Origin of the sequence: Rhizobium sp. NPDC090275 (genome assembly GCF_044772225.1) — a bacterium.
In the GTDB taxonomy this organism is placed as follows: Bacteria; Pseudomonadota; Alphaproteobacteria; order Rhizobiales; family Rhizobiaceae; genus Rhizobium.
Window position 1 is genome coordinate 1 of the sequence record NZ_JBIVYL010000002.1, and the last position, 24,756, is coordinate 24,756.

30 protein-coding genes are annotated in these 24,756 nt (G+C 60.6%); 17 read left to right on the top strand and 13 right to left on the bottom strand.

Going from position 1 to position 24,756, the window contains the following annotated elements; genetic code table 11:
* Positions 1-2,060: lytic transglycosylase domain-containing protein (locus tag ACIQUB_RS04120; protein ID WP_402928748.1), on the bottom strand; the 2,060-nt coding region annotated here is incomplete at its 3' end.
* A 216-nt stretch (positions 2,061-2,276) separates the two neighbouring features.
* Between ACIQUB_RS04120 and dapA the strand changes: the two genes are divergently transcribed.
* Positions 2,277-3,161 carry a 4-hydroxy-tetrahydrodipicolinate synthase gene (gene dapA, locus ACIQUB_RS04125; protein WP_113237364.1) on the top strand — a complete coding sequence of 295 codons (885 nt, stop codon included), beginning with the start codon at positions 2,277-2,279 and terminating at the stop codon, positions 3,159-3,161.
* A 112-nt stretch (positions 3,162-3,273) separates the two neighbouring features.
* Positions 3,274-3,753, top strand: a complete 480-nt coding sequence (smpB, locus tag ACIQUB_RS04130) for an SsrA-binding protein SmpB (protein WP_018898818.1) — start codon at positions 3,274-3,276, stop codon at positions 3,751-3,753.
* Between the two features lie 69 nt (positions 3,754-3,822).
* On the opposite strand, the gene ACIQUB_RS04135 is transcribed toward smpB, so the two are convergent.
* Positions 3,823-4,404 carry an NYN domain-containing protein gene (locus tag ACIQUB_RS04135; RefSeq protein ID WP_018898817.1) on the bottom strand — a complete coding sequence of 194 codons (582 nt, stop codon included), beginning with the start codon at positions 4,402-4,404 and terminating at the stop codon, positions 3,823-3,825.
* Positions 4,405-4,685: 281 nt separating this feature from the next.
* On the opposite strand from ACIQUB_RS04135, the gene rpoZ reads away from it, so the two are divergent.
* The 11 genes from rpoZ to recO all read left to right on the top strand — a co-directional run bounded on the left by rpoZ (position 4,686) and on the right by recO (position 13,719).
* Positions 4,686-5,084 carry a DNA-directed RNA polymerase subunit omega gene (gene rpoZ, locus ACIQUB_RS04140; protein WP_018898816.1) on the top strand — a complete coding sequence of 133 codons (399 nt, stop codon included), beginning with the start codon at positions 4,686-4,688 and terminating at the stop codon, positions 5,082-5,084.
* Between the two features lie 100 nt (positions 5,085-5,184).
* Entirely contained in the window at positions 5,185-7,431 is a 2,247-nt protein-coding gene (locus tag ACIQUB_RS04145; protein WP_113237363.1) for a bifunctional (p)ppGpp synthetase/guanosine-3',5'-bis(diphosphate) 3'-pyrophosphohydrolase, read from the top strand.
* A 181-nt stretch (positions 7,432-7,612) separates the two neighbouring features.
* Positions 7,613-7,762: a DUF3563 family protein gene (locus tag ACIQUB_RS04150; protein ID WP_018898814.1), complete on the top strand. Its 150-nt coding sequence runs from the start codon at positions 7,613-7,615 to the stop codon at positions 7,760-7,762.
* A gap of 136 nt (positions 7,763-7,898) precedes the next feature.
* A complete protein-coding gene (locus ACIQUB_RS04155) occupies positions 7,899-8,489 on the top strand; it encodes a DUF2062 domain-containing protein (protein ID WP_026283062.1) in 591 nt (196 codons plus the stop codon).
* Entirely contained in the window at positions 8,486-8,890 is a 405-nt protein-coding gene (gene acpS / locus ACIQUB_RS04160) for a holo-ACP synthase (RefSeq protein WP_047513480.1), read from the top strand. The genes ACIQUB_RS04155 and acpS overlap by 4 nt, the downstream gene beginning before the upstream one ends.
* Positions 8,891-9,018: 128 nt before the next feature.
* Positions 9,019-9,762, top strand: a complete 744-nt coding sequence (gene lepB / locus ACIQUB_RS04165; RefSeq protein WP_047513477.1) for a signal peptidase I — start codon at positions 9,019-9,021, stop codon at positions 9,760-9,762.
* The gene (gene rnc / locus ACIQUB_RS04170) at positions 9,759-10,478 is read left to right on the top strand and encodes a ribonuclease III (protein WP_112941366.1); all 720 of its coding nucleotides are present in this window, start codon (positions 9,759-9,761) and stop codon (positions 10,476-10,478) included. The genes lepB and rnc overlap by 4 nt, the downstream gene beginning before the upstream one ends.
* Before the next feature lie 8 nt (positions 10,479-10,486).
* Positions 10,487-11,428, top strand: a complete 942-nt coding sequence (gene era / locus ACIQUB_RS04175) for a GTPase Era (protein ID WP_018898809.1) — start codon at positions 10,487-10,489, stop codon at positions 11,426-11,428.
* A gap of 137 nt (positions 11,429-11,565) precedes the next feature.
* Positions 11,566-12,318 carry a Crp/Fnr family transcriptional regulator gene (locus ACIQUB_RS04180; protein ID WP_047513471.1) on the top strand — a complete coding sequence of 251 codons (753 nt, stop codon included), beginning with the start codon at positions 11,566-11,568 and terminating at the stop codon, positions 12,316-12,318.
* Positions 12,319-12,463: 145 nt separating this feature from the next.
* Positions 12,464-12,913: a response regulator gene (locus tag ACIQUB_RS04185; RefSeq protein ID WP_052214417.1), complete on the top strand. Its 450-nt coding sequence runs from the start codon at positions 12,464-12,466 to the stop codon at positions 12,911-12,913.
* Positions 12,914-12,978: 65 nt separating this feature from the next.
* Entirely contained in the window at positions 12,979-13,719 is a 741-nt protein-coding gene (gene recO, locus ACIQUB_RS04190; protein WP_112941364.1) for a DNA repair protein RecO, read from the top strand.
* An 8-nt stretch (positions 13,720-13,727) separates the two neighbouring features.
* On the opposite strand, the gene ACIQUB_RS04195 is transcribed toward recO, so the two are convergent.
* From ACIQUB_RS04195 to ACIQUB_RS04205, 3 genes are all read right to left on the bottom strand, one after another.
* Positions 13,728-14,582, bottom strand: coding sequence for an MOSC domain-containing protein (locus ACIQUB_RS04195; RefSeq protein WP_113237362.1), 855 nt, complete (start codon positions 14,580-14,582; stop codon positions 13,728-13,730).
* A 10-nt stretch (positions 14,583-14,592) separates the two neighbouring features.
* Positions 14,593-15,237, bottom strand: a complete 645-nt coding sequence (locus tag ACIQUB_RS04200; protein ID WP_113237361.1) for an HD domain-containing protein — start codon at positions 15,235-15,237, stop codon at positions 14,593-14,595.
* Positions 15,238-15,302: 65 nt separating this feature from the next.
* Positions 15,303-17,093 (bottom strand): EAL domain-containing protein, encoded by a 1,791-nt coding sequence (locus ACIQUB_RS04205; protein ID WP_113237360.1) that lies wholly within the window; start codon positions 17,091-17,093, stop codon positions 15,303-15,305.
* 454 nt (positions 17,094-17,547) lie between these two features.
* On the opposite strand from ACIQUB_RS04205, the gene ACIQUB_RS04210 reads away from it, so the two are divergent.
* Both ACIQUB_RS04210 and ACIQUB_RS04215 read left to right on the top strand, forming a co-directional pair.
* Entirely contained in the window at positions 17,548-17,859 is a 312-nt protein-coding gene (locus tag ACIQUB_RS04210; RefSeq protein ID WP_113237359.1) for a hypothetical protein, read from the top strand.
* Between the two features lie 126 nt (positions 17,860-17,985).
* Positions 17,986-18,501 (top strand): superoxide dismutase family protein, encoded by a 516-nt coding sequence (locus tag ACIQUB_RS04215; protein WP_113237421.1) that lies wholly within the window; start codon positions 17,986-17,988, stop codon positions 18,499-18,501.
* A 57-nt stretch (positions 18,502-18,558) separates the two neighbouring features.
* Here ACIQUB_RS04215 and ACIQUB_RS04220 read toward each other — a convergent pair whose 3' ends face one another.
* From ACIQUB_RS04220 to ACIQUB_RS04255, 8 genes are all read right to left on the bottom strand, one after another.
* Positions 18,559-19,368 (bottom strand): mechanosensitive ion channel family protein, encoded by an 810-nt coding sequence (locus ACIQUB_RS04220; RefSeq protein WP_047513450.1) that lies wholly within the window; start codon positions 19,366-19,368, stop codon positions 18,559-18,561.
* An 82-nt stretch (positions 19,369-19,450) separates the two neighbouring features.
* A complete protein-coding gene (locus tag ACIQUB_RS04225; protein ID WP_113237358.1) occupies positions 19,451-19,972 on the bottom strand; it encodes a tyrosine phosphatase family protein in 522 nt (173 codons plus the stop codon).
* Positions 19,969-20,538: an HD family hydrolase gene (locus tag ACIQUB_RS04230; RefSeq protein ID WP_247750140.1), complete on the bottom strand. Its 570-nt coding sequence runs from the start codon at positions 20,536-20,538 to the stop codon at positions 19,969-19,971. The genes ACIQUB_RS04225 and ACIQUB_RS04230 overlap by 4 nt, the downstream gene beginning before the upstream one ends.
* A gap of 29 nt (positions 20,539-20,567) precedes the next feature.
* Positions 20,568-21,404, bottom strand: a complete 837-nt coding sequence (locus ACIQUB_RS04235; protein WP_113237356.1) for a folate-binding protein YgfZ — start codon at positions 21,402-21,404, stop codon at positions 20,568-20,570.
* Positions 21,405-21,464: 60 nt separating this feature from the next.
* Entirely contained in the window at positions 21,465-22,202 is a 738-nt protein-coding gene (locus ACIQUB_RS04240; RefSeq protein ID WP_113237355.1) for a hypothetical protein, read from the bottom strand.
* Positions 22,203-22,215: 13 nt separating this feature from the next.
* Positions 22,216-22,473: a hypothetical protein gene (locus tag ACIQUB_RS04245; protein WP_018898795.1), complete on the bottom strand. Its 258-nt coding sequence runs from the start codon at positions 22,471-22,473 to the stop codon at positions 22,216-22,218.
* Between the two features lie 100 nt (positions 22,474-22,573).
* Complete coding sequence (locus ACIQUB_RS04250) at positions 22,574-23,029, bottom strand: TIGR02301 family protein (protein WP_402929116.1); 456 nt, start codon at positions 23,027-23,029, stop codon at positions 22,574-22,576.
* Positions 23,030-23,078: 49 nt separating this feature from the next.
* Positions 23,079-23,498 (bottom strand): NUDIX domain-containing protein, encoded by a 420-nt coding sequence (locus ACIQUB_RS04255; RefSeq protein WP_113237354.1) that lies wholly within the window; start codon positions 23,496-23,498, stop codon positions 23,079-23,081.
* A 94-nt stretch (positions 23,499-23,592) separates the two neighbouring features.
* Between ACIQUB_RS04255 and ACIQUB_RS04260 the strand changes: the two genes are divergently transcribed.
* Positions 23,593-23,913: a YnfA family protein gene (locus tag ACIQUB_RS04260; protein ID WP_113237353.1), complete on the top strand. Its 321-nt coding sequence runs from the start codon at positions 23,593-23,595 to the stop codon at positions 23,911-23,913.
* 63 nt (positions 23,914-23,976) lie between these two features.
* A complete protein-coding gene (locus ACIQUB_RS04265; protein WP_113237352.1) occupies positions 23,977-24,741 on the top strand; it encodes an SOS response-associated peptidase in 765 nt (254 codons plus the stop codon).
* Positions 24,742-24,756: the final 15 nt, after the last annotated feature.

The following is a 24,756-nucleotide window of genomic DNA, read 5'->3' on the forward strand; positions in this document are numbered from 1 at the left end:
CCGCCAATCAGGTCCTTCTGGATGCTGACGGGCTGACCCAACCGGGCCTTGTACACCTCATAGTTCTCAATCACCCGCTGCACATAGTTGCGCGTCTCGGGGAAGGGAATGCGCTCGATCCAGTCGACCACGGCATCGATCGATTTGCCGCGCGGATCGCCATAGCGGCCGATCCATTCCGGAACGCGCTTCGGCCCGGCATTGTAGGCGATGAATGTCATGATGTAGGAGCCACCGAAGGCGTCGATCTGCTCGCCGAGATAATGCGCCCCAAGCGTCGCGTTATAGCCGGCGTCTGCGGTCAGCTTGTCCTTGGAATAGGCGATGTTGTGGCGCTTGGCGACGGCCATCGCCGTTCCGGGCAGGATCTGCAGCAGGCCGCGCGCGTCGGCGATGGAAACCGCCGTCGGATTGAAGGCGCTCTCCTGCCGGGCGATTGCATAAGCGAGCGCCTTGCCGGAGCCGGAAATGTTGGCGGTGCCGGGAATGACGCCGATCGGGAAGGCCAGCGCCGCGACGTCGACGCCGCGCGCGTAAGCGCTCTTGCCGATCTGCAGCGACAGATGGTGGTCGCCGGAGCGCTCGGCTTGCGCGGAGAGGATAGCGAGTTCGCCAGGGCTTTGCATCTGCTCGCCGAGAGCGAGATAAAGTGCGTTGGCCCGCCAGCCATGGCCGGCGGCGTCGAGGCGGGCGATGGCCTGCACGGCCTCGCGCGCCTGATAGCGCTGACGGTCGGCCGGGCTGGGCGAGGGGTAGCTGACATTGATCGTCTTGCGGCCAAGCTTCTCGCCGGCAAGCTGGCCGTAGAAGGTGGTCGGATAGCCCGCGGCCTTGGCGTAGAACTCGGCAGCCTTGCCGGCACCACCAGCTTCGGCCGAGCGTCCCATCCAGTAGTAGGCGCGCGATACTGAAATCGGACCGTTGGAGAAGTCGAGGATCTTGCGGAAATGGGTCTGGGCCGTTGTCGGGTCCTGCAGCCCGCGCAGCGCGTACCAGCCGGCGTGGAATTCAGCCTCGACGATATCGGTCGGCGTCGTCGCCGCGTATTTCGAAACGATGCCGTAGGCGAGCTTGAACTGCCCCTGATCGACCAGCCCACGGCTGACGATCCGCTGCTCATTCCACCATTCGCCGGCATTGACCAGTTCGTCGCGGTCGCGCGGCATCTGCTGCAGAAGCTTGGCGGCCTCCGGATACTTCTCCTGCTTGCGCAGATATTCGATGCGCGCGAAGAGATAGCCCGGATCGCCGTTCCATTTTCCATCGACGCCGGCAAGAAGCGCGCCCGCATTCGGCGCCTTGCTGGCGACGGCTTCCCACGCCTTGTAAAGCGATTGCGCTTGCCCGAGATCGCCGAAGCGCTTGGCCTGCGCCGTGCGGTTGCGATACATCAGATATTCCATGCGCGCCTTGTGATCGGCAACCGTCAGCAGGCCGGCGAATTCGGCCAGGATCTTGTCTTCCGTCGCCTTGTCCAGCGTCTCGCCGCGCCAGACCTTGCGGATGTATTTGGCCGCCTGCTGCTGCTTGCCGGTGGCGACAAGCGCGCGCGACAGGATCATCGCGCCTGACGTCGTCTCAGGGGCGGTTTCGCCGAAGGCCGCGAGAACGGCTGAGGGCGAGGGGTTTTCGTCATAGAGCGCACGTTCGGAGTATATCCGGAGCTTTGCCAGCCCGGGCCAGCCCTTCAATTCCTGGGCAGCGGTAGCGATCTCGACCGAGGGTACGCCCTTCTGCCCGGAGACGGCGATCGCCCAGGTCAGGATGTGACGGTCGAGCGTGCCCTGCGCCATACCGTTGCGGATCGAAATCGCCTGCATCGGGTCCTTGGCGGATAGAGCGTCGAGGCCGCTCTTCAGGTCGCTGTTGACGGGGGCGATAGCCTGGCTACGCGGGATCGCGCCTGTCGTCATCGATTCCGGCAGCGAGGTCTGTGGTAGGAAGCCGATCGGACGAACATCGGGAACGGGCGCGTCTTCGCCTGGGAGCTGCGCGGCAATTGTGCCCCATCCAGCGGCCGTCAGGCCGAGCGCGGACAGGATCAGAACAGCTCTCTTCATCAGGGATACTCGCAATGGAAACGCGTCCCTACATTTGCTGGGACGCATATTAACGAAACCTTACCGAAGCCCTTCAATTTCATTCACATTTGCGATCGGAATTTGTTGCAACAAAGCTCTGTACGCTTGTCGGACCCTTTGTGGCGCACTATGGTGCGCTCCTTCGTATTCAAGGAATGCGGCCGAAGCATGGATTGCGGTCGTAAGGAGTTCTGCATGTTCCAGGGATCCATTCCCGCACTCGTCACGCCTTTCACTGATGCCGGCCTTGTCGATGAAGCGGCCTTCGCCGCCCATGTCGACTGGCAGATCAAGGAAGGCAGCAGCGGTCTCGTTCCAGTCGGAACGACCGGCGAATCCCCGACCCTGTCGCATGCCGAACACAAACGCGTGGTCGAACTCTGTATCGAGGCCGCCGCCAAGCGCGTTCCCGTCATGGCTGGCGCCGGCTCCAACAACACCCGCGAAGCCGTCGAACTCGCTCAGCATGCCGAAAAGGCCGGTGCCGATGCGGTTCTGGTCGTCACGCCTTACTACAACAAGCCGACGCAGAAGGGCCTCTACGCCCATTTCGCCGCGGTCGCCGAAGCCATCAAGCTGCCGATCTACATCTACAACATCCCGGGCCGTTCGGTCATCGACATGACGCCGGAAACCATGGGCGCGCTTGCGAGGGCGTACGGCAACATCGTTGGCGTCAAGGATGCGACCGGCAAGATTGAACGCGTCTCCGAACAGCGCATCACCTGCGGCAAGGATTTCCGTCAGCTCTCCGGTGAAGACGCAACCGCGCTCGGCTTCAACGCCCATGGCGGCGTCGGCTGCATTTCGGTAACCGCCAATGTCGCACCACGCCTCTGTGCCGAGTTCCAGGCCGCGACGCTGGCTGGCGATTTCGCCAAGGCGCTCGAATACCAGGATCGGCTGATGCCGCTGCACAAGGCGATCTTCCTGGAGCCGGGCCTCTGTGGCGCCAAGTATGGCTTGTCGAAGATCCGCGGCATGAACCGTACGGTTCGCTCGCCGCTGGTCTCCTCGCTGGAGGCAAGCACGGAAGCGGCACTCGACGCGGCGCTGCGCCACGCTGGCCTTCTGAACTGATCGCCTGCTGAACCGATAAAACGCGCGGCCTTCACAAAGATGGGCCGCGCCTCTACATAAAGCCGAGAAGTGCGGGCGCGGATATCGCGCCCCCGAGCAATTGGAATTTGTCATGGCCCCCAAAGGCAGCCAGCGCGTCGTCAAGAAGATCGTCGCCGAAAACCGCAAGGCGCGCTACAATTACGAGATCGTCGATACCTACGAGGCTGGCTTGGTGCTGATGGGCACCGAGGTCAAGTCGCTGCGCGAGGGCAAGGCCAATATCGCCGAATCCTACGCGTCGGACGAAGGCGGCGAGATCTGGCTGATCAATTCCTATCTTCCGGAATATCTGCAGGCCAACCGCTTCAACCACGAGCCGCGCCGTCGCCGCAAGCTCCTGTTGTCGGGCCGCGAGATCAATCGCCTGCGCGCCGGCATCAACCGCGAAGGTATGACGCTCATTCCGCTGAAGATCTATTTCAACGATCGCGGCCGCGCGAAGATGGAGCTGGCGCTCGCCAAGGGCAAGAAGCTGCACGACAAGCGCGAGTCTGAAAAAGAGCGCGATTGGAACCGGCAGAAGAGCCGGCTTCTCAAGGATAATGGCTGATTAGAAAGCTCCCTGAATCAAAACCGCGGCAAATGCCGCGGTTTTCTTTTGGAGCCTTGGTTGCTCGCGTCAGCTTTCGAAGTCGCTGGATGCCGCAGGCTCGACCGGACGGGCAGGGCGCTCGGACGGGTCGCGGCCGATTTCGCTCTTCAGGGACAAGAGGTCGATGAAGTGATCGGCCTGGCGGCGGAGATCGTCGGCGATCATCGGCGGCTGCGTTGCCATCGTCGAGATGATCGAGACCTTCCGGCCCTTGCGCTGCAGCGCTTCGACCAGCGTCGTGAAATCGCCGTCGCCGGAGAAGATCACGAGGTGATCGACGGTTTCGGATTGCTCCATCGCATCGATCGCGAGCTCGATATCCATGTTGCCCTTGATCTTGCGGCGGCCCATGGAGTCGGTGAACTCCTTGGCCGGCTTGGTCACGACCTTGTAGCCGTTGTAATCCAGCCAGTCGATCAGCGGGCGGATTGAGGAATATTCCTGGTCCTCGATCAGGGCCGTGTAATAGTAGGCGCGCAGCAGATATCCGCGCTTCTGGAAGGCTTTCAGAAGTTTTCTGTAGTCGATATCAAAGCCGAGACTCTTGGACGCCGCGTAGAGATTGGCGCCATCAATGAAAAGTGCAATTTTTTCTCGCGGGTCGAACATCGCGTACCAATCCACTTTGAGTAATCTAATATGCGGCTGCAGATAGCCCACGAAAACAATGGGTTATCTGAAAAATTCAGAACAATTCTTACTTTATGAACTATTCATATAAGTCAGATTTAGGGCAGGATTCGGCATATTCCAAGCAACTTTTAGTGGAAACCTCTAAAATTAGAAAGTTCCCACAGGCTCGAACGGCTCCTTCACTAAAAACTTGAATTCGCCTGCTTTTAATTGTATCGCCGTGCTAATCCCGAGATCCCGACCGTAAAGGACAGGCAATGGCCCGTGTCACAGTAGAAGATTGCATTGACAAAGTTGAGAACCGCTTCGAGCTGGTTCTGCTTGCCAGCCACCGTGCCCGGCTGATTTCCCAGGGCGCCTCGATCACCATCGATCGCGACAACGACAAGAACCCGGTCGTCGCCCTTCGCGAGATCGCCGATGAGATGCTGTCTCCCGACGACCTGAAGGAAGACCTGATTCATTCGCTGCAGAAGCACGTCGAAGTCGACGAGCCCGAGCCCGATCCGGCAAGCCTCATCACCACCGCGGCTGCTGCCGATGGCGAAGAGCAGGAAGACGCTCCGGAGACGATCACCTTCGACCAGATGTCGGAAGAAGAGCTTCTGGCCGGTATCGAAGGCCTTGTGCCGCCGGAAAAGAGCGACGATTACTAATCGTCAATCTTGCGCCATTATTGCTTCGGCATATGATTGAGTATCACGTGCGCCAATCTGTGATTGGCGCGCTTTTCTTTTGTGATGGAGTGGTTTCGGCATGATGCGGCAGTACGAGCTCGTGGAGCGGGTTCATAAATACAAGCCCGACGCCAACGAAGCCCTGCTCAACAAAGCCTATGTCTATGCCATGCAGAAGCATGGGCAGCAGAAGCGGGCAAGCGGCGATCCCTATATCTCCCACCCGCTCGAAGTCGCCGCCATCCTCACGGACATGCATCTCGATGAGTCGACGATCGCCGTCGCCCTGCTGCACGACACGATCGAGGACACGACCGCGACCCGCGCCGAGATCGATGAACTCTTCGGCGAAGATATCGGCCGTCTGGTCGAAGGCCTGACGAAGATCAAGAAGCTCGATCTCGTCACCAAGAAGGCGAAGCAGGCCGAGAACCTGCGCAAGCTGCTGCTTGCCATCTCCGACGACGTGCGCGTCCTGCTGGTCAAGCTGGCTGACCGCCTGCACAACATGCGCACCCTCGACCACATGTCGCCGGAAAAGCGCGCCCGCATTTCCGAAGAGACGATGGATATCTATGCGCCGCTCGCCGGCCGCATGGGTATGCAGGATATGCGCGAGGAGCTGGAGGACCTGTCCTTCCGCCACATCAACCCCGAGGCCTACGATACGGTCACCAAGCGGCTCGAGGAGCTGTCGCGGCGCAATGAAGGCCTGGTCAAGAAGATCGAGACCGAGCTTCGCGATCTTCTGGTCGCCAACGGCCTGACCAATGCCTACGTCAAGGGCCGCCAGAAGAAGCCTTATTCAGTCTTCCGCAAGATGCAGTCTAAGTCGCTCTCCTTCGAGCAGCTGTCGGATGTCTATGGCTTCCGCATCATCGTCGACGACATCCCGTCCTGCTATCGCGGCCTCGGCATCGTCCATACCCGCTGGCGCGTCGTCCCCGGCCGCTTCAAGGATTATATCTCGACGCCGAAGCAGAACGATTATCGTTCGCTGCACACCACCATCGTCGGCCCATCGAGCCAGCGCATCGAACTGCAGATCCGCACCAAGCGCATGCACGAGATCGCCGAGTTCGGTATCGCCGCTCATACGCTCTACAAGGACGGCGCCACCAATGCCGATGGCGACATCCTTTCGCGCGAATCCAACGCCTATTCCTGGCTTCGCCACACGATCGAGGCGCTGGCCGAAGGCGACAGCCCGGAAGAGTTTCTGGAGCACACCAAGCTTGAGCTCTTCCAGGATCAGGTCTTCTGCTTCACGCCGAAGGGCAAGCTGATTGCGCTTCCGCGCGGCGCGACCCCGATCGATTTCGCCTATGCCGTTCACACCAACATCGGCGACACCACGGTTGGCGCCAAGATCAACGGCCGCATCATGCCGCTCGTCACCCGCCTTGCGAATGGTGACGAGGTCGAGATTATCCGCTCCGGCGTGCAGGTGCCGCCGGCGGCCTGGGAAGAGATCGTCGTTACCGGCAAGGCGCGTGCCGCCATCCGCCGCGCCACCCGCATGGCCATCCGCAAGCAATATGCCGGCCTCGGCCACCGCATTCTCGAGCGCACCTTTGATCGCGCCGGCAAGGTCTTCTCCCGCGAGGCGATGAAGCCGGCGCTGCACCGTCTCGGCCAGAAGGATGTCGAGGACGCGATTGCCTCGGTCGGCCGCGGCGAGATGTCGTCGCTCGACGTCTTGCGCGCCGTCTATCCCGATCACCAGGAAGAGCGCATCACCTCGAAGCCCTCGGGCGATGATGGCTGGTTCAATGTTCGCAGCGCCACCGGCATGATCTTCAAGATTCCGGATAAAGGCAAGGCAACCGAGCATGCGCCGAACGGCCTTGAAGCCTTGGGCGATGCCGAGGCCGTGCCGATCCGTGGCATCTCCAGCAATATCGACGTGCAGTTCGCCCCGACGGGCGCTGTCCCCGGCGATCGCATCGTCGGCATCACCAACACGACCGAAAACGCCAAGGGCATCACGATTTATCCGATCCAGTCGCCCGTGCTGCAGCGCTTCGACGAGCAACCCGATCGCTGGATCGATGTGCGCTGGGATCTGGACGAGGCTAACAAGTCGCGCTTCATGGCCCGCATCCTGGTCAATGCGCTAAACGAGCCCGGCACGCTCGCCAAGCTCGCCCGCACTGTCGCCGATGTCGACGTCAATATCCGCGTCTTCAACACGGTTCGCGTCGCCACCGACTTCACGGAGATGGCGCTCGATGTGGAAGTTTGGGATCTTCGCCAGTTGAATCAATTGCTTGCGCAGCTGAATGAGCTGGATTGCGTTGCGACCGTGCGCCGGCTTTACGAGTAAAGCGGGCGCATCTGCACGTGGTTTGCACAATATGTGATCGTTTTATGGTCAAATTGTCGCAGATGAGGGGCTAGATATGCGTTCTGCGCATGGCTGACTGAGAGTTAGAGCGTTGGTAAAAACGCTCGTCTCCGCCTATCTTCTGGTCATCAACAAGTGACCGAAAGAAAGAGGCATCCAAATGTTTACACCGATCAAGAAGTTCGCTCGTGCCCTGCGCGCTCCGAGCGCTGAAGAACGCGAAACCGCATACCTGAACGGCTCGTTCGACCGTATCGATCTCGAATACCGCCAGCGTCAGGTTGACCGTGGTCTGTTCCGTAGCCGTTAATCGGTTATCGGACTTGCAAGTGGGAAGGGGCGTTTGAGTTACGCCCCGGTAGATACTCAGTCGGCGCACATCAAATAGCGACTGAGGAGGTCTGGCGCTCTTGTCAGGCCTGTGCGGCATGCACTACATACGCGCCATGTTATTTCGTCGTCGGAAACCCGCTGGATTTCGTGAAAAGCTGCGTGAGCTGCTTTGGCCGCGAAAGGGATTCTTGAGGCCCCCGCGCTATCTCGTGATGCGCGTGCTTCGCCTGAGGGCATCGCCACATGCGGTGGCTGTTGGCGTCGCGGCCGGGATCTTCGTGTCCTGGACCCCGTTCATCGGCGTCCATTTCATCATGGCCTTTGTCATCACCTATCTGTTGTCGGGCAATATGGTCGCCGCCGCTCTCGGCTGCGCGGCCTTCGGCAATCCGTTGACCTATCCTTTCATCTGGGGGACGACCTGGGAAATCGGACATCTGCTCCTGAGCCGCAAGGATACGATGCAGGGCAATGCGGTCGATCTTCCCGCGCTCTTCCACGAACTGCACTTCAGCGAGCTTTGGCGCCCAGTCCTTGAGCCGATGCTGATCGGTTCGTTGCCGCCGGCAGCCGTCACCGCCGTGGCCATCTACTTCGCGACATTCTACACGGTGAGGGGCTTCCAGGGGCGCCGCCGTGCCCGTCTGCTTGAGCGTGCGCGCCTCCGCGTCGCCGAGCCCGTTTCGCTTGAGGAAACAGTATGATCATCGGTATCGGCAGCGATCTCATCGATATCAGGCGCGTGGAGAAGTCGCTGGAGCGATTTGGCGAGCGCTTTACCAATCGCTGCTTCACCGAGATCGAACAGCAGAAATCCGACCGCCGGGCCAACCGCGCCGCCTCCTACGCCAAGCGCTTCGCCGCCAAGGAGGCCTGCTCCAAGGCGTTGGGTACGGGTATCGCCCAGGGTGTCTTCTGGAAGGACATGGGCGTCGTCAATCTCCCGAGCGGCAAGCCGACGATGAAGCTGACAGGCGGCGCCGGCGAGATTTTGCAGAAGATGTTGCCCTCGGGGCACCGCGCCGCCATCCATTTGACAATTACAGATGATTATCCCTTGGCTCAGGCCTTCGTCATCATCGAGGCCCTGCCGCTGAGCGACTGACTGCAGAGCAACAGACTGTTACATGTCCCGCTTTTAATGTTGGTGGCATTGCCGCAATCAGCCGAAGCCGCTACACAGAACCGATTAAAGACTTGCGCCGTTTTGGCGCTCTGAAGGAATAGAACTGCGTGTCCGAAAAAGTTCAAGCCAAGCCGAACGCCCTCTGGGAGAACATCAAGGTCATCGTCCAGGCACTCGTCTTGGCGATGGTCATCCGCACGGTCCTGTTCCAGCCATTCACCATTCCCTCGGGCTCGATGATGCCGACGCTGCTCGTCGGCGACTATATCTTCGTCAACAAGTTCGCTTACGGCTATTCGAAATACTCGCTGCCGTTCTCGCCGAACCTGTTCAGCGGCCGTATCTTCGCAAGCGAGCCGAAGCGCGGCGACGTTGTCGTCTTCCGCTTCCCGCCGAACCCTGAGGTCGATTACATCAAGCGCCTCGTCGGTCTCCCCGGTGACCACATCCAGGTGACGGACGGCGTGCTTTACGTGAACGGCAAGGCTGTTCCGAAGGTGCCGGATGGTACGTTCAACTCCGACTACGCGCAGGATCCGGGCCAGGACGTTCCGGTATTCCGCGAAACCCTCGACAATGGCGTGACCTACGACACGCTCGACCAGTCGCCGGTATCGCGCGGCGACAACACCCGCGAGTTCATCGTTCCAGAAGGTCACTACTTCATGATGGGCGACAACCGCGACAACTCGCTCGACAGCCGCTTCGACGTCGGTTTCGTCCCGGCCGAAAATCTGGTTGGCCGCGCCAGCGTCATCTTCTTCTCGCTCGGCAACGACACCTCCTTCCGCGAAATCTGGAAGTGGCCTTCCAACATGCGTTGGGATCGACTGTTCAAGGGCGTTGAATGAGCAAGTCGCCGACGCTTTCGGCGGCTGACCGAACAAAGCTCGAGGCGCTGATCGGCCATGTCTTTGCCGAGAAAGAGCGCCTCGACCGTGCACTGACGCATGCAAGCGCCCGCACCCAGAAGGGTGCGAATTATGAACGGCTTGAGTTTCTTGGCGACCGGGTGCTTGGCCTGTGTGTCGCCGAGATGCTTTTCAGGACATTCGGCACCGCCACGGAAGGCGAACTCTCTGTCCGCCTGAACCAGCTGGTCAGCGCCGATACCTGCGCCGAAGTTGCCGACGAGCTTGGCCTGCATCTCTACATCCGCACCGGTGCCGACGTGAAGAAGCTCACCGGCAAGCGCATGATGAATGTCCGCGCAGACGTCGTCGAAAGCCTGATCGCCGCGATCTATCTCGACGCCGGCCTAGAGGTCGCGCGCCACTTCATCGTGAAGTATTGGGAAAAGCGGGCGGTGCGCGCCGATGGTGCCCGACGCGACGCCAAGACGGAATTGCAGGAATGGTCGCATGCCAAATTCGGCGTGACGCCAAACTACCGGGTTGAAGAACGCACCGGACCGGATCATGATCCGCGCTTCACGGTGACGGTCGAAGTCGCCGGCGTGAAGCCGGAAACGGGCGTCGAGCGCTCCAAGCGAGCCGCCGAGCAGGTGGCCGCAACGAAGATGCTCGAACGCGAAGGCATTTGGCAGAAATCGTCTGCCGGAAATTGACGGGAACAATGACCGAAGAACATGACATCGCGGATAGCGCCGCTGAACCCGCTGGCCCGACGCATTCCGGCTTCGTCGCCCTGATCGGGCCGACCAATGCCGGCAAGTCGACCTTGCTGAACCGCCTGGTTGGCGCCAAGGTCTCGATCGTCAGCCACAAGGTGCAGACGACGCGCGCCGTCATTCGCGGCATCGCCACCCATGACAACGCCCAGATCGTCTTCATGGACACGCCTGGTATCTTCAAGCCGCGCCGCCGGCTCGATCGCGCCATGGTGACCTCCGCCTGGGGCGGCGCCAAGGATGCCGATATCATCATGCTCCTGATCGACAGCGAGCGTGGCCTGCGTGGCGATGCCGAGAAGATCCTTGAGAGCCTGAAGGACGTGCCCCAGCGCAAGATCCTCGCTCTCAACAAGATCGACCGCGTGAAGCGCGAGGATCTGCTGGCGCTGGCCTCGGCGGCCAACGAGTACGTCGCTTTTGACCAGACCTTCATGATCTCGGCCGAAAACGGCTCGGGCTGTGACGATGTCATGGATTATCTCGCCAAGACGCTTCCCGAGGGACCGTGGTATTATCCGGAAGACCAGATCTCCGATCTGCCGATGCGTCAGCTGGCGGCCGAGATCACCCGCGAGAAGCTGTTCCTGCGCCTTCATCAGGAGCTTCCTTATGCCTCGCATGTCGAGACGGAAAAGTGGGAAGAGCGCAAGGATGGATCCGTTCGCATCGAACAGGTGATCTACGTCGAGCGCGATAGCCAGAAGAAGATCGCTCTCGGCAAGAATGGTGAAGCGATCAAGGCGATCTCCACCGCCTCGCGCAAGGAACTGTCGGAAATCCTCGAGCAGACCGTACACCTCTTCCTCTTCGTGAAGGTGCGCGAGAACTGGGGCGACGATCCCGAGCGTTTCCGCGAAATGGGCCTGGAATTCCCGCGCCAGTAAGCGGCGCGACTATCCCGCAAGTCCCTCGTTTCCTTGGAAAAATTCAAGGGTCGATGGAACAAAGTTGCAAGTGATGAGTTCTTAAAAAGCGGCGTCTCGATTTCGGGGCGCCGCTTTTTCTGGATTATGGGGAGCGCATGGCGACATCACGGCCGACGCATTCGTTCAAGACACCCTGCGAACAGTGTCCCTTGCGGCCGCTGCCGCATTTCCGCGAGTTCACCGGCGACGAGTTGGGCTTCATTTCCAAATTCAAGAAGGGTGAGCTGGCGGCCGATGCTGGCGCCACGATCCTGGTCGAAGGCGCCCACAGCGCCCACCTGTTCACGGTGCTGACCGGCTGGGGCTTTCGCTACAAGACGCTCGAAGACGGCCGGCGCCAGATCCTGAACTACATCATGCCCGGCGATCTGATCGGCCTCCAGGGTACCATCATGGGCGAGATGCAGCACTCGATCGAGGCGCTGTCGCCTGTTTCGCTCTGCGTCTTCGAGCGCGACAAGCTGATGACACTCTACAACAAGCATCCGTCGCTCGCCTTCGACATCACCTGGATGGCGGCGCAGGAAGAGCGGATCCTCGACGAACACCTCCTGAGCATCGGCCGTCGAACGGCGCTGGAGCGCGCCGCCTACCTGATCGCCTTCCTCTATCAGCGCGGCAAGCAGCTCAATCTCTTTAACGGCCATAGCGCCATCCCGATCACCCAGCAGCACATCGCCGATACGCTCGGCCTCTCTATCGTGCACACCAACAAGACCTTGAAAAAGCTCGCTTCGCGCAATCTGATCCGCTGGCAGGAGCGCGCCTGCGAGGTGCTGGATGGCGAAACACTCGCCAAAATTGCTGCCTGGGATGGGCTCGACGAGAGGGTGCGCCCCTTCCTCTAAGCGCTTCTATCTATGTCTTTTTTAAATGCAAATTCCAGGGCCGGACCCTAATGTCCAGCACGAGCCATTCTTGTGTCGAGATTCGCTAATATCGACCAAGACTGAAAAAGCGGCTATGCAAGCATAGGCGGCGTGAAATTCTCGGCTGAGGCCGTGGGTTGTCAGGGGTAGAAATGCGATTTTGGGATACATGGTGCGTCGATGGCGGCGCCCGGAAGAGGGCTTTCTGATCATGGTCGCGAGACGTGTTCTGGTTCTCGAGGATAGCTTGATCATCGCGATGGAGGCGGAAGACATTCTGCGTGCCGTCGGTGTCGAGACCATCGATATTTGCAATAGCGTCGAGCAGGCCAATGAGGCGATCCAAGCCGACAGCTATGATTTCGCCCTGCTTGACGTCAATCTCGGCGAGGTCATGAGCTTCGATTTCGCCCGCCGGCTGGTCGCCGCCGAAATCCCCTTCGGCTTCGTCAGTGGCTACTCCGATACGCTGGATTTTCCAGAAGACCTGCAAAACAGGCCGCTTCTCGTCAAGCCGTTCGACGAAGATGCGATGCGGGACTTCCTGCGCCGGCTTTTCCCCTCCGAGGCTTGATCGGCTTTCATGACAGGGCTTGCGCCATGCGCTAGGATAGCGCGTGGTGTGAAGGTCGATTTCTAATGCAGTGGCAAGGTCGTGCAATCATTCTTGGCGTTCGGCGCCATGGCGAGACAAGCGTCATCACCGAGGTGATGACGCCGGATCGCGGCCGTCACCTGGGCATGGTGCGATCCGGGCGTTCGCGCGCCATGCAGCCGGTGCTGCAGCCCGGCAATGAGGTGGAGGTCACCTGGCGCGCCCGTCTCGATGAGCATATGGGTGAGTTCAAGATAGAGCCCCTCACGCTTCGCGCCGCCCGGCTGATGGAAACGGCGACTGCGGTCTATGGCGTCCAGGCCATGGGCGCATTGCTCAGGCTTCTGCCGGAGCGCGATCCGCATCCGCATCTCTTCGAAGCCTTGGAAGTCATTCTCGACAATCTCGACAATCCAGCCGATGCGGGCGAGTTGTTCGTTCGCTTCGAGCTCGCCGTGCTCAACGATCTCGGTTTTGGGCTGGATCTCAACGAATGCGCCGCAACCGGCACCCGCGCTGATCTGGCGTATGTCTCGCCGAAGTCGGGTCGCGCGGTCAGTCGCGACGCTGGCGCGCCCTGGGCCGACAGAATGTTCGCTTTGCCGGCCTTCCTATCCGTGGAGAAGCGGCAGGCCGCCGATTTCGACAGCCTGTCCGAGGCATTTCGCCTGACGGCTTTCTTCCTGCACCGCCATGTCTACGAGCCGCGCGGCCTGGAACCGTCGACGGCCCGCGAGGGCTTCGTGCAGGCCGCGCTCAAGGCGCTGAAGCCCGCCGCTGCTTAGCCCATCCTTCAGGCGCTCTTGCGCACCTTGAATGCCCATCCATCCGGTCGTTCGTCGAGTACCTTCACCGTATCGCCAATCGCAATCGTACCAGTAGAGCGTGGCGTGATGTTCCAGCCAAACAGAGGGCCTGGAACGCGTCGGTCGGCTGACATGCGGATGCGGCCCATCGCTGGCATCGGATTTGCGACCTCTCGCGAACCGGTCTGCTGGTCCTGCGTGGTCATGATACAACGCGCGCACGGCTTCACCAGGTCGAAGCGAATACCGCCGATCTCGACTGCCGCCCAGCGATCCTCTGCCCAGGCTTCGTCTGTGTCGATGACGATGTTCGGCCGGAACCGTTCCATTCCGACGCTGCCTTCGCCGTGAGCCGCAATATTGGCATTGAGCGCTTTCAACGATCCTGTTGTGGTCACCAGTATCTGGTAACCGTCCACGAACGTCACCGGCGTGCCGTCGCCGGCCCACTCGGCACTTGCCGTCCGGTTGGCGACGTCATCGAAGAATACCAGCTTGAGATCTCGGCCGAGCCAGCGCGAGAGCACTTGATTGGATTGGTCGTCGGCGATCGCGGCGTTGACGAGCGACTTCCAGATCGAGACATCGATGCGCTGGCCGCCATCGGGCAGGGGAATGAAGAGTTCCTCACCGTTCATGCCGAGCTTGAAACCGGATGCCTCCTGCCGAACGTCGAGCCGCGCCAGATCCGTCATTTCGCGCTGGGTGATGAAGCTACCATCCGGATTGATCAGCATCGCGCGCCGGTCTCCGGGCAGGCCGAAGGCATCGATCTCGGTGCTTTGAAGCGCGATGCCACGGGCGCTCTTGAGCGGATAGATGAAGAGATCGCTGACGCGCATGTAAGTCCTCCTAGATTTCGTCCATGAAGGCGTCGAGAAAATCCCGCAGCCTCTTGTCGCGTTCCGCCGCAAGCGCCCGGCCAGCGGCCGTCTTGAATCCATCGGCCAGCTTGAACAGTTTCGTCTGGAAATGGTCGATGACATAACGCCGGTCGTCAAGCGGGCGGTCGTTTCCGGCAGGGTCGAGCGGGTCGTAAAGCGACGACGCCATGCGCCCGCCTATATAGAAGCAGCGGCCCGCGCCGACCATGCCGATCGCATCCAGCCGGTCTGCATCCTGCAGGATCTTCGCTTCCAGCGTCTCGGGCTCGATGTTGGCCGAGAAGCTGTGCGTCAGGATCGCGTGGGCGACGGCTGCGATATCGTCCTTCGACCATCCAAGCCCGGCCAGCACCCCAGAGGCTTTGTCCGCCGCAAGCGCGGACGCCTGGGCTCTGAGCGGCGAGCTCTTCTCGACGGCCACGCAATCATGCAGCAGGACCGCGGCGGCAAGAACGCGCCCGTTTCCGCCTTCGCTTGCCTGGATGCGCATGGCGTTCCTGAACACGCGCATGATATGCGCGAGATCATGCGAACCATCGTCGCCTTCGTGCGAATGCGGGATAAGCGCTTCAGCAAGCGTTTCGTAGGGACGGAAGGCCTGAGCCTCTTTCATTTGCGCACCAGAAGTAGACGGAGACCGCCTCTCTTAGAGCGGGCGGTGACGAGTCGCAATGCGGCTCACACTGCCTGGGCTTTGCCGTGAGGTTGTGAACCTGCGAGCAACTTCGGCACGTCTAGGGCAGGGCGTGGTGAACTGATGTGGTAGCCTTGGATCTCGTCGCAAGCCTCTTGAGCCAGCAGATCATGCTGCTGTGCCGTCTCCACGCCTTCGACGGTGACCCGCATGCCCAGTGCGTCGCCGAGCAGAATGATCGCGCGCATGATCGCGAAGGCTTCCTTGTTGTCCACGATGTCGTTGACGAAGGATTTGTCGATCTTGATCTTGTCGAACGGGAAGCTGCTCAGGTAGCTGAGCGACGAATAGCCAGTGCCGAAGTCGTCCATCGAGATATGGACGCCGCGCTGGCGTAGCGCATGCAGAATTGGCAGCGCCTCGTCGCGGTTCTCCATCAAGACGCTCTCGGTGATCTCGATTTCCAGGCGTCCCGGTGAAAGCTCGGATATCGCAAGTGCGGCGCAGACATCCTCTTCCAGGTCGCTGGAGATAAACTGGATAGCTGAGACGTTGACGGCAACCTTGATATCGGTAGGCCAGGTAATGGCGTCCATGCAGGCGCGCTTGAGCACCCATCGGCCGATGTCGACGATAAGTCCGACCTCCTCGGCCAGTGGAATGAACTCCAACGGCGCGATCCGGCCGCGGGTTGGATGGTTCCAGCGGAGCAGCGCCTCGAAACCGCAAATGCGCCGTTCAGCCATGTCATAGAGCGGCTGATAGTGAAGCTCGAATTCTTCGTTGTGAACGGCCTTGCGCAAGTCGGCTTCAAGCGCCCGCCGCGATTCGAGTTGCGCCTCCATCTCCGATGTGAAGAAGCGCTCGCCGCGTCGGCCTCCGCTTTTCGCATGCGACAGCGCAACGCCGGCATGCTTGAGAAGCAACTCGGTCTCCGCACCATCCTTGGGGCAGATGGCGATGCCCATGGATACACTGAGCTCTACCGCCTTGTCGCCACGGAAGAAGGGTTCCGAGAGCTCGCGCCTGATCTGATCTGCAAGCGCCATGACGTTCCACGGCTGCTCTCGCGCGCATTGAAGGATGGCGAACTCGTCGGATCCAAGTCGCGCCAGAATGTTGCTGCTGCCCGCCAGAGCACGCAAGCGATCCGCCACCTGCCGCAGGATTTTATCGCCGGCCGAAACGCCGAGCGTGTTGTTTACCGACTTGAAACGGTCGAGATTGAGATGGATGAGCGCGATCTGATCGTCGGGCTTTCTTGCGGCAAGTGCGGTATCGAGCTGTTCACGGAACCGGATGCGATTGGGCAGGCCGGTGAGGGGATCGTGGTGCGCGAGAAACGCAATGCGTTCGGCCGCCTTTCGATCTTCGGTGATGTCGGCGTGAATGGAGATGTTGCTACCGTCGGGGAGTACGGTGACGACGCTTTGAATGATACGACCGTCATTCATCTCCCATTCGCGGCGACGAATCCGCCCACCATCGGATCTGCTCTCTCGGGCAACTGCTCTCGCCCCAGCTTTCTCAAGGCCGTCGATCTTGGCGATCAGCGAGCCGATCGATGTTCCCGCTCGCGTGTCGTCTACCTCCAGCCCAAATAGTTGCTGGAAGCGAATGTTCGAGACCACGAGCCTTTGGTCCGAATCGAAAATACAGAGGCCAAGCGGCAGGTGATTGAGGACGATTTCGAGAAGGCGGCTCTGTTCGGCCAAGTTTCGGTTCGCCTGGCGATAGGTCTCCAGAACCAGCTTGATCAGGCGCTGCCCGTCGGCCGTGCCGTCTTCCTTGAGGCATGCCGCGCATTGGCGCCTGAAAAGCGCTTCAGCTTCCATAGCCGCTCAACTCCGTCGACCATGAGGGCGCGAGCACGCCGGGGCGAACTGACTGCCTGAATATTGGGATCCCGTGCGACACACGCGACATGCGAAGACATTCCTGAAATGTTTAGAACAAAACAAAAATACAATCTAAGATTGATTTTGCATCATAAAGCCGACGACCATAATCCTTTGGTCGCATTAATATTTGGTTGTCCGCGAAAAAGATATATGGATCACGCTATATTTATATACGCGCATCCATCCGCGCGTGCCGCACCGACTGGCGTCTTGCAGCAAAAAAAGCGCGACTGGTTAAATAGTCAGATTTTGTCAATGATGGTTAATGCGACATTAACAACTTATTGACCGGCCTCGCAAATCAGTTTATCCACCGGCTTAGTTCTGATTTTTCCATATTCGTATTGCGTACAAACAATCATCGGTAATGCGGTGAACGGAGGTTTGTATGAACCGTATTTCGTCTGCAGTTGATACGTCCTATGCGTATCTCGGTACTCTTTCGAGATTGGATTCCAATGGTGACGGCGTGTTGAGCCGTACTGAGCGTGCGGCTGATGAGAAGCCGGGAATCCTTTCCGTTGCAAGCCCGTCCGAGGGCACGCAGGAAGCTCCCAAGCTGTCGAACGGCGTTCTTGCTTTCATGATGGGAGCGCGTCAGTCCGGTGCTCTGAGCTCCGGTTTCGACGGCCAGGCAAACTCGGCCAATGTTCTCTACAAGAACACCTATGGCCAGTATGATCTCGACATCGCGTCCTGATCGCTCGCTCAGCAATAGATCAAAGAAGAAGCCGGCCGGTTGGTCGGCTTTTTCTTTGCGCTCCATGCTGGGAACACCGGCACGCCGCACGCGTTTCTGAAAGAGGGCTCAGAGGAGGGAGACAACATGAAACGGCTTTTATCTCTAGCATTCGCGACCGTTGCGGCCTTGGCGACCGTTGCCGTCGCGCAGGACAAGCAGACCGCGCAGGCGAATTTCGTCGGTGCCGATGGCAAGGACGATGGCCGCGCCACATTGACGGCGGCCGCCGCCGGTGGCGTCTTGATCGAGCTTGAAGTCTCCGGCCTGCCGGCCAACAAATGGGTCGCTTTCCACATCCACGAAACCGGCAAATGCGATGCCGCCAGCCATCATGAATCGGCCGGCAAGCACTTCAATCCCACGAAGGCCGAGCACGGTCTGCTCGCCGCCAAGGGGCCGCACGCCGGCGATATGCCGAACCAATATGTCGGGCAGGACGGCGTGCTGAGAGCACAGGTCTTCGATGGAATGGTGACGCTGGATGGCAAGGAGAACGGCATTCGCGGCCGCGCCCTGATGATCCACGAAAATTCCGATGACTACCGCAGCCAGCCGGCCGGCGATGCCGGCTCCCGGCTTGCTTGCGCCGTCATCAAGTAGCATTCGCTCTGCGATGGCAGTGATAGAGGTGGCCGCCGGATTGGCGGCCACTCTTTTTTACAGGATTGGCAGGCCCTTCTCGTCGAAGCTCGCCTTCACTCGGCCGAGAATCTCTCGGCGCGCATCGTCCCATTCGCCGGTCTTCGCCCAATAGCGCAGCGTCAGAGTGATCTTGTCCGAGGTCACCGCGTCGATATACGTCTTCGGCTGCGGCGATTTCTCCACCCGCGAATCGGCCTTGGCGATATCCGTCAGCGTCTTCATCGCCAGATCGACATCGTCGCCGGCCCGCACATTGATGGTGAGATCGTTCTTGCGCGTCTTCTCGCGGCTGTAATTGGTGATCGGCGTATTCCAGAGCGTCGAGTTCGGCGCCAGCAGATAGAGCCCGTCGGCGGTGCGGAACTCGGTGGCGAACAGCCCGATCTCACGCACGGTCCCGGCGACACTGCCCGTCGCGATATATTCGCCGACCCGGAACGGCCGCAGGATCAGCAGCATGATGCCCGCAGCGATATTCTGCAGCGTACCTTGCAATGCCAGGCCGATGGCCAAACCGGCCGCGCCAAGAGCCGCGATGATCGAGGCCGTCTGCACGCCGAACTGCCCGAGCACGGTGATGAAGACAAGAATCAGCAGCGCGTAGTGCAGGACATTGGTGAAGAAGCGCGCCAGCGTCTCGTCGATCCCACGCACCCGCGAAATGCCCTCGAACGCCCAGCGGCTGACGAAGCTCGCCATCAACCAGCCCAAGACCAGCAGGATCAGCGCGCCGAGGATGGAGAAAGAATATTGGACCGCAAGCGCGCTCGCCTGGCTCAGAGCCGTTCGGGTTGCCACGATTACGTCGGTTGCCTGTTGTTCCATGATCTCGCCAAATATCTGAAATGATTATCGGTTGACCTGCGTAGATGGGACAGAAGGCAGGCGCGTCAACCGTTTAAAACCGTCACGCTTCGTCAAGCGCAAGCACGAACGGCGCGTTTCCATCGGCGTCGGCGCCACGGCCGATCTCCTTGATCGCCTTTACCAGCCGCCCATCGCGGCCAAGCAGTTGGTCGCCGATCTCGATGATCCGCATGTTCGGCGTGGCATAGGGCGAGGCCGCGCGCAGGCGCTGCGCCAGGGCCTCTTCGCTCTGGTTCGGCCTCAGCGACAAGGCCGCGATCACGGCCGCAGCCGGCGAGCGCGATACGCCCATCCAGCAGTGAACGATGAGGGGTGTCGTCTGATCCCACTCAGCGGCAAAGTCGATAATCTCCCGCACATGCGTCTCATCCGGCGCCACGAGATTGCCCGTGCCCTTGAAGGCGATGTCGTTCATGTGGAGCAACAGATGCCGGTGTGCCTGGATGACCGCCGGGCGATGGAAGCTCTGCTCCTTCGCCATCAGGCTGATCATTTCGCGGGCGCGGTGCCGCACTGCCATTTCGGCGATGCGCGCAAGCGGGGTCACGACAATCGAGGTCATGGCTTGCCCCGCAGGCCGTCGATCACGGCGAAGCGCTCGCAGAACAGCCGCTGCGCCTCGATCGCCGGTAGCGGCGTCAACAAGAGCATCTCTTTGGTGATGCCGCGCGGCTGGCCGAAAAGCTTCTGCGCCTCGCTGGCGCTGAAGCCGGCCAGATGTGAGGCCTCGAAATAGGCCGCGATCGTATCGGCCTTCTTGATGTTGTCCTTGAGCTCACGGGACGCATGCGGCGGCAGGCCGAACCGCAGGTGGATCGCCGCTTCAAGCCTTTTCTCGACGGTCTTGTAACCGCCACCGACCACGGATTTGAAGGGCGAGATCATGTCGCCGATCACGTATTCCGGCGCATCATGAAGCAGCGCCATCAGGCACTGGTCTGGCGTCGCCTCGTTCAGCCGCCGGAAGATGTCTTCGACCACGAGGCTGTGCTGCGCGACGGAAAAGGCGTGATCGCCCGATGTCTGCCCGTTCCAGCGGGCAACGCGCGCCAGGCCGTGGGCAATGTCGCTCACCTCGACATCGAGAGGCGAGGGGTCAAGCAGATCGAGCCTGCGCCCGGAAAGCATGCGCTGCCAGGCGCGGGGAGCCTTCGTCGTCAAGCGCTGGCCTCGTCGGAGGCGGCCGGAAAGACGAGCGCGGACCATGCGGGCAGCGCAACCGTCACGGTGACGTCGCCGGCAAGCAGCGGCGTGCCAGAAGACATGGCCTCACCGGCGCGATCGATTCGGACGATAGCCAGCCCGCCATGTCCCGAGACCGAGCCAAGTGTGCCGACAGGCTTGCCGTTGGCAGTGATTTCGGTGCCGGAGGCGGGAAGCGGCTCGGTGCTGCTCACGGTCACGACGCGACGACGCGCCGTTCCCCGGTGCTGCATGCGCGAGACCACTTCCTGGCCGACATAGCAGCCCTTTTTGAACGAGAGCCCGCCGTTCAGGTCCATCAGCACGTCATGCGGAAAGGCGTCCTGAAGCGCGTAGTCGGAGCCGGATACGGCGACGCCATGCGCGGCGCGCAGCGCGTCGTAAAGCGCGACATCGTCGCTGCCGTGCTCGCCCGGACGGCGGAAAACGTCGATGCCAGCCGTGGCGAATCGGCTGTCCCTGAAGCCCTCACTCGAAGCGTCATCCCAGGAGACGGTCACGCCATTGCCCTCTGCGGCAAGTGCAACAGCAGCGCGCAGCTTGTACATCGTCAGCCGCTTCGTCAGCGCCTCGCGCTGGCTCTCGTCCGTCTCGATGATGAAGTCGTCGCCATCGCGCCAGATCATGAAGTCGAACAGGATCTTGCCCTGCGGCGTCAGCAATGCACCGGGACGCGCTTCGGCTGCATCCAGCGACACGATGTCGGTGGTGATGAGGTTCTGCAGAAAGGACTGTGCCTCGGCGCCGCTCACACGGATGAGCGCGCGGTCTTTCAGAAATACGGCTGGCATGGCGCACCTGTCGCGTTGTTATCGCTCAGAAGTATGTCGTCGGAGCGGGGATCGCAAGCATCAGTCGCCGGCGGTGAAGAACTTCCATTTGCCGTCGGCGGTGATGCCGAGGCGATAGAAATTGTAGCCGCCGAATTCCTGCATGTCCGCAAGATCGCCTGCCGTGACGATGCGCAAGAGCTCGACACGCTCGGGCGGCGTCAGCTTCTTCAGGTCCTTCTCAGCGAAGTAGGGCCAGACATACATCTCGTCAGCCGTACCCTGTCCGACATGGACGAAGCCCGTCGAGATGATGTCGAGAATGATCGCCAGGATCTCGTCGCCATCAGGGTCGCCCGAGAGATCCTTCAGGGCGCCGATCGGATCGTCGGTTGCCTCGCCGACGCTGACCTGAGTCTGCGTGGCGCCGGTGCCGAACAGCGGCCGCAGCCGCTCGAGATCGCCGGAGGCGGCCGCTTCGACGATCTGCTCGCGCATGTGGCGAACCGGTTCCGGCACCTTGCTGATGTCGTAGAGAACCTCGACCGGCTTGGAGCTGTCCTGCGCGCCAGGCGTCGTGTCGGGGCTCTGGCCCGCCGGCTTGCTGATCACAGGGCCGGGGGCCGGCACGCCTGACGATGCGTCGGGCGCGCTCGGTGGCTTGTCGGTTGATGTGCCGTCGGAAGCGGTGGGGGTCTTTTGCAGCTCCGACAGCGCAAACGCCGATGGGGCGCTCATCAGGCTGCTGGCACCGAGGCTGATTGCAAGCAAAAGCGGCGCGATCGCGGGCCGCGAAGCATTGTTCATATCGGTGCGCATGGAACTCTCTGTGTTATTGCAGGGTGCGGGTCGGAGAAAACTCACCGGCCAGCATGCGTTCTCGCAACGATTCCAGCAAGGCTTCCGCGTTCTTTTCGCCGTGCAGGCGAATGGTTTCGCGAAGCGCGTGAATGATCGCCGTGTCGGCGATGATCTCGGGTTCGATACCGTCGGCCATGCCGTCGGCCCAGGCTTCGTTATGGTACTCCAGCGCCGCCTGCATCTTTTCGTGGACGATCATGTCGTCGATGTCGTTGAGGCTCGGTTCCATTAGCTTTTCCTCGAACTGCATGCCTTACTGTCTGGTTAACAACACTATCAGCCTTTTCCCAAAACGACACGTCCCCCTGTAAAAAGAGGTTAATTTATCGTTAATTTCCAAAGCGTGACGTAATTTCCGTGGCGAGTGTTGCGCCTTCGTTACGGTAGCGTTCTTCTGCCATGATCGCCGCCGGTGTGCAATCGGTATAAACGGAGGCAAAGGCGCGGTATCCGCGATTGAAGGCCGCCGTCAGTTTCTCTTTCCGTGCGGGCTCATCTTTCGCTTCAGAATCAAGCAGTTGCTGCATTCGCACCCGCCATTCCTCGCCGTTCTGAGCCTTGCAGAGCGTTCTCAGATAATGCACCGACCCGAGCACCTCGGCCAACCGGCCAAGCTTGTCGTCATAGGGAACGGTGACATCCTTCGGCGCGACCGGTTCGTCCGGCGCAACCGCTGTCGGCCCCTGCGCCGAGACAAATGTCGGTATCGCCGTGGAGACGCCAAGAACAACACACAACAAAACGCGGTGAAGGGGAATCATGTGCGTATTGGACACCCTGAAGATGACGGGGACAAGGTGCGGGGTTGCCTTTCCCCTTGCTTATTCCCCTTCCTCATTCCGTGGCTGTCGCCAGCCGTTCGGCGCACTCAAGCACGCTTTGCGGCGTCGGCAGCCGGCGAATCTCATCAACCGTGAACCAACCGAGCGCCGCCGCATCGTCGGCCGCCACGGCAACCGAATCGGCATCTGCCTCGACGCGGAAAACCGAAAGAAAGAAGTGGCTGGTCAGCCGTCCGTCCGCGCCATGCTGTTTCAAATCATAGGTGGCGAAGATCTCGGGGTTGCGGGCACGGATACCCGTCTCCTCCTCGAACTCGCGCAACGCGGTCTGATCCGGCGTTTCCCCAAGCTCCGCCCTGCCGCCCGGAAAGGCGTACATGTCCGCCGATGGCGGATTGCGTCGAAGCACCAGCAGGAAGCGCCCGTCGCGCTCGAGAATCGCGGAAGATGCAGCTGTCAGATTGGAAGTCATCAGAAATGCCGTTTGTTGCTTGCCGGTGATCGCCGTCGCGTGCCTATCTCACTTAGGAAAACTATCTGATCCAAGCGATTCGAAGGCACCTGCCGTGACTTATATCATCTACGCCGCCGCGGCCCTCTTCGAGATTGCCGGTTGCTTCGCTTTCTGGGCATGGCTGCGCATGGGAAAGCCGATCTGGTGGCTGGCGCCCGGCATGGTGTCGCTGGCGCTGTTCGCCTGGCTCCTGACGCTGGTGCCGAGCGAAGCGGCGGGCCGCACCTTCGCGGCCTATGGCGGCATCTATATCGTCGCCTCGCTAATCTGGCTCTGGCTTGTTGAACACCGCGTTCCTGACAGATGGGACATCAGCGGCGCCCTTGTCTGCTTCGCGGGCACCGCGATCATCCTCTTCGCGCCGAGAGGTTGATGCGAGGATCGCCATACCTAACCGGTCCTTGACCCTGAGAGGGCAGGGTGCAAATAGATTGGCATGTGTGGACGCTACGCCCTGACCATATCCCCCGAGGAGCTGAAGGAAGTTCTGGGTATCCTCGACCTTGAGGATTTCCCCGCGCGCTTCAACATCGCGCCGACTCAGCCGATCCTGGTGGTTGTTTCAGGTGAGGGACAGGAGCGGGGAAGCAACCTGCCGGACCGCCGGGCGCTTCTCGTTCGCTGGGGCTTCACGCCCGGCTGGGTGAAAGACCCCAAGGCATTTCCGCTTCTCATCAACGCCCGCTCGGAAACGGCGATCGGCAAGGCATCGTTCCGCGCCGCCATGCGCCATCGCCGCGTGCTTATTCCAGCCTCCGGCTTCTACGAATGGCATCGCCCTTCGAAGCAGAGCGGCGAGAAATCGCAGGCCTATTGGATCAAGCCGCGCCACGGCGGCGTGGTCGCCTTTGCAGGGCTCATGGAAACATGGTCCTCGGCCGATGGTTCCGAAGTGGATACGGGCGCGATCCTCACGACATCAGCCAACGCCGCGATCTCCCCGATCCACGACCGCATGCCTGTCGTCATCAAGCCCGAGGATTTCACCCGTTGGCTCGATTGCAAGACCCAGGAACCGCGCGAGGTGGCCGATCTCATGCGGCCGGTCGAGGAAGATTTCTTCGAGGCGATACCGGTCTCCGACAAGGTCAACAAGGTGGCCAACATGGGCGAGGACCTGCAGACACCGGTGCCGCTGGAAAAGCCGCTGCCGCCCGCTGACAAGAAAAAGCCGGATGACGGCCAGCTCAGCTTCTTCTGATTCTATATTCCCACC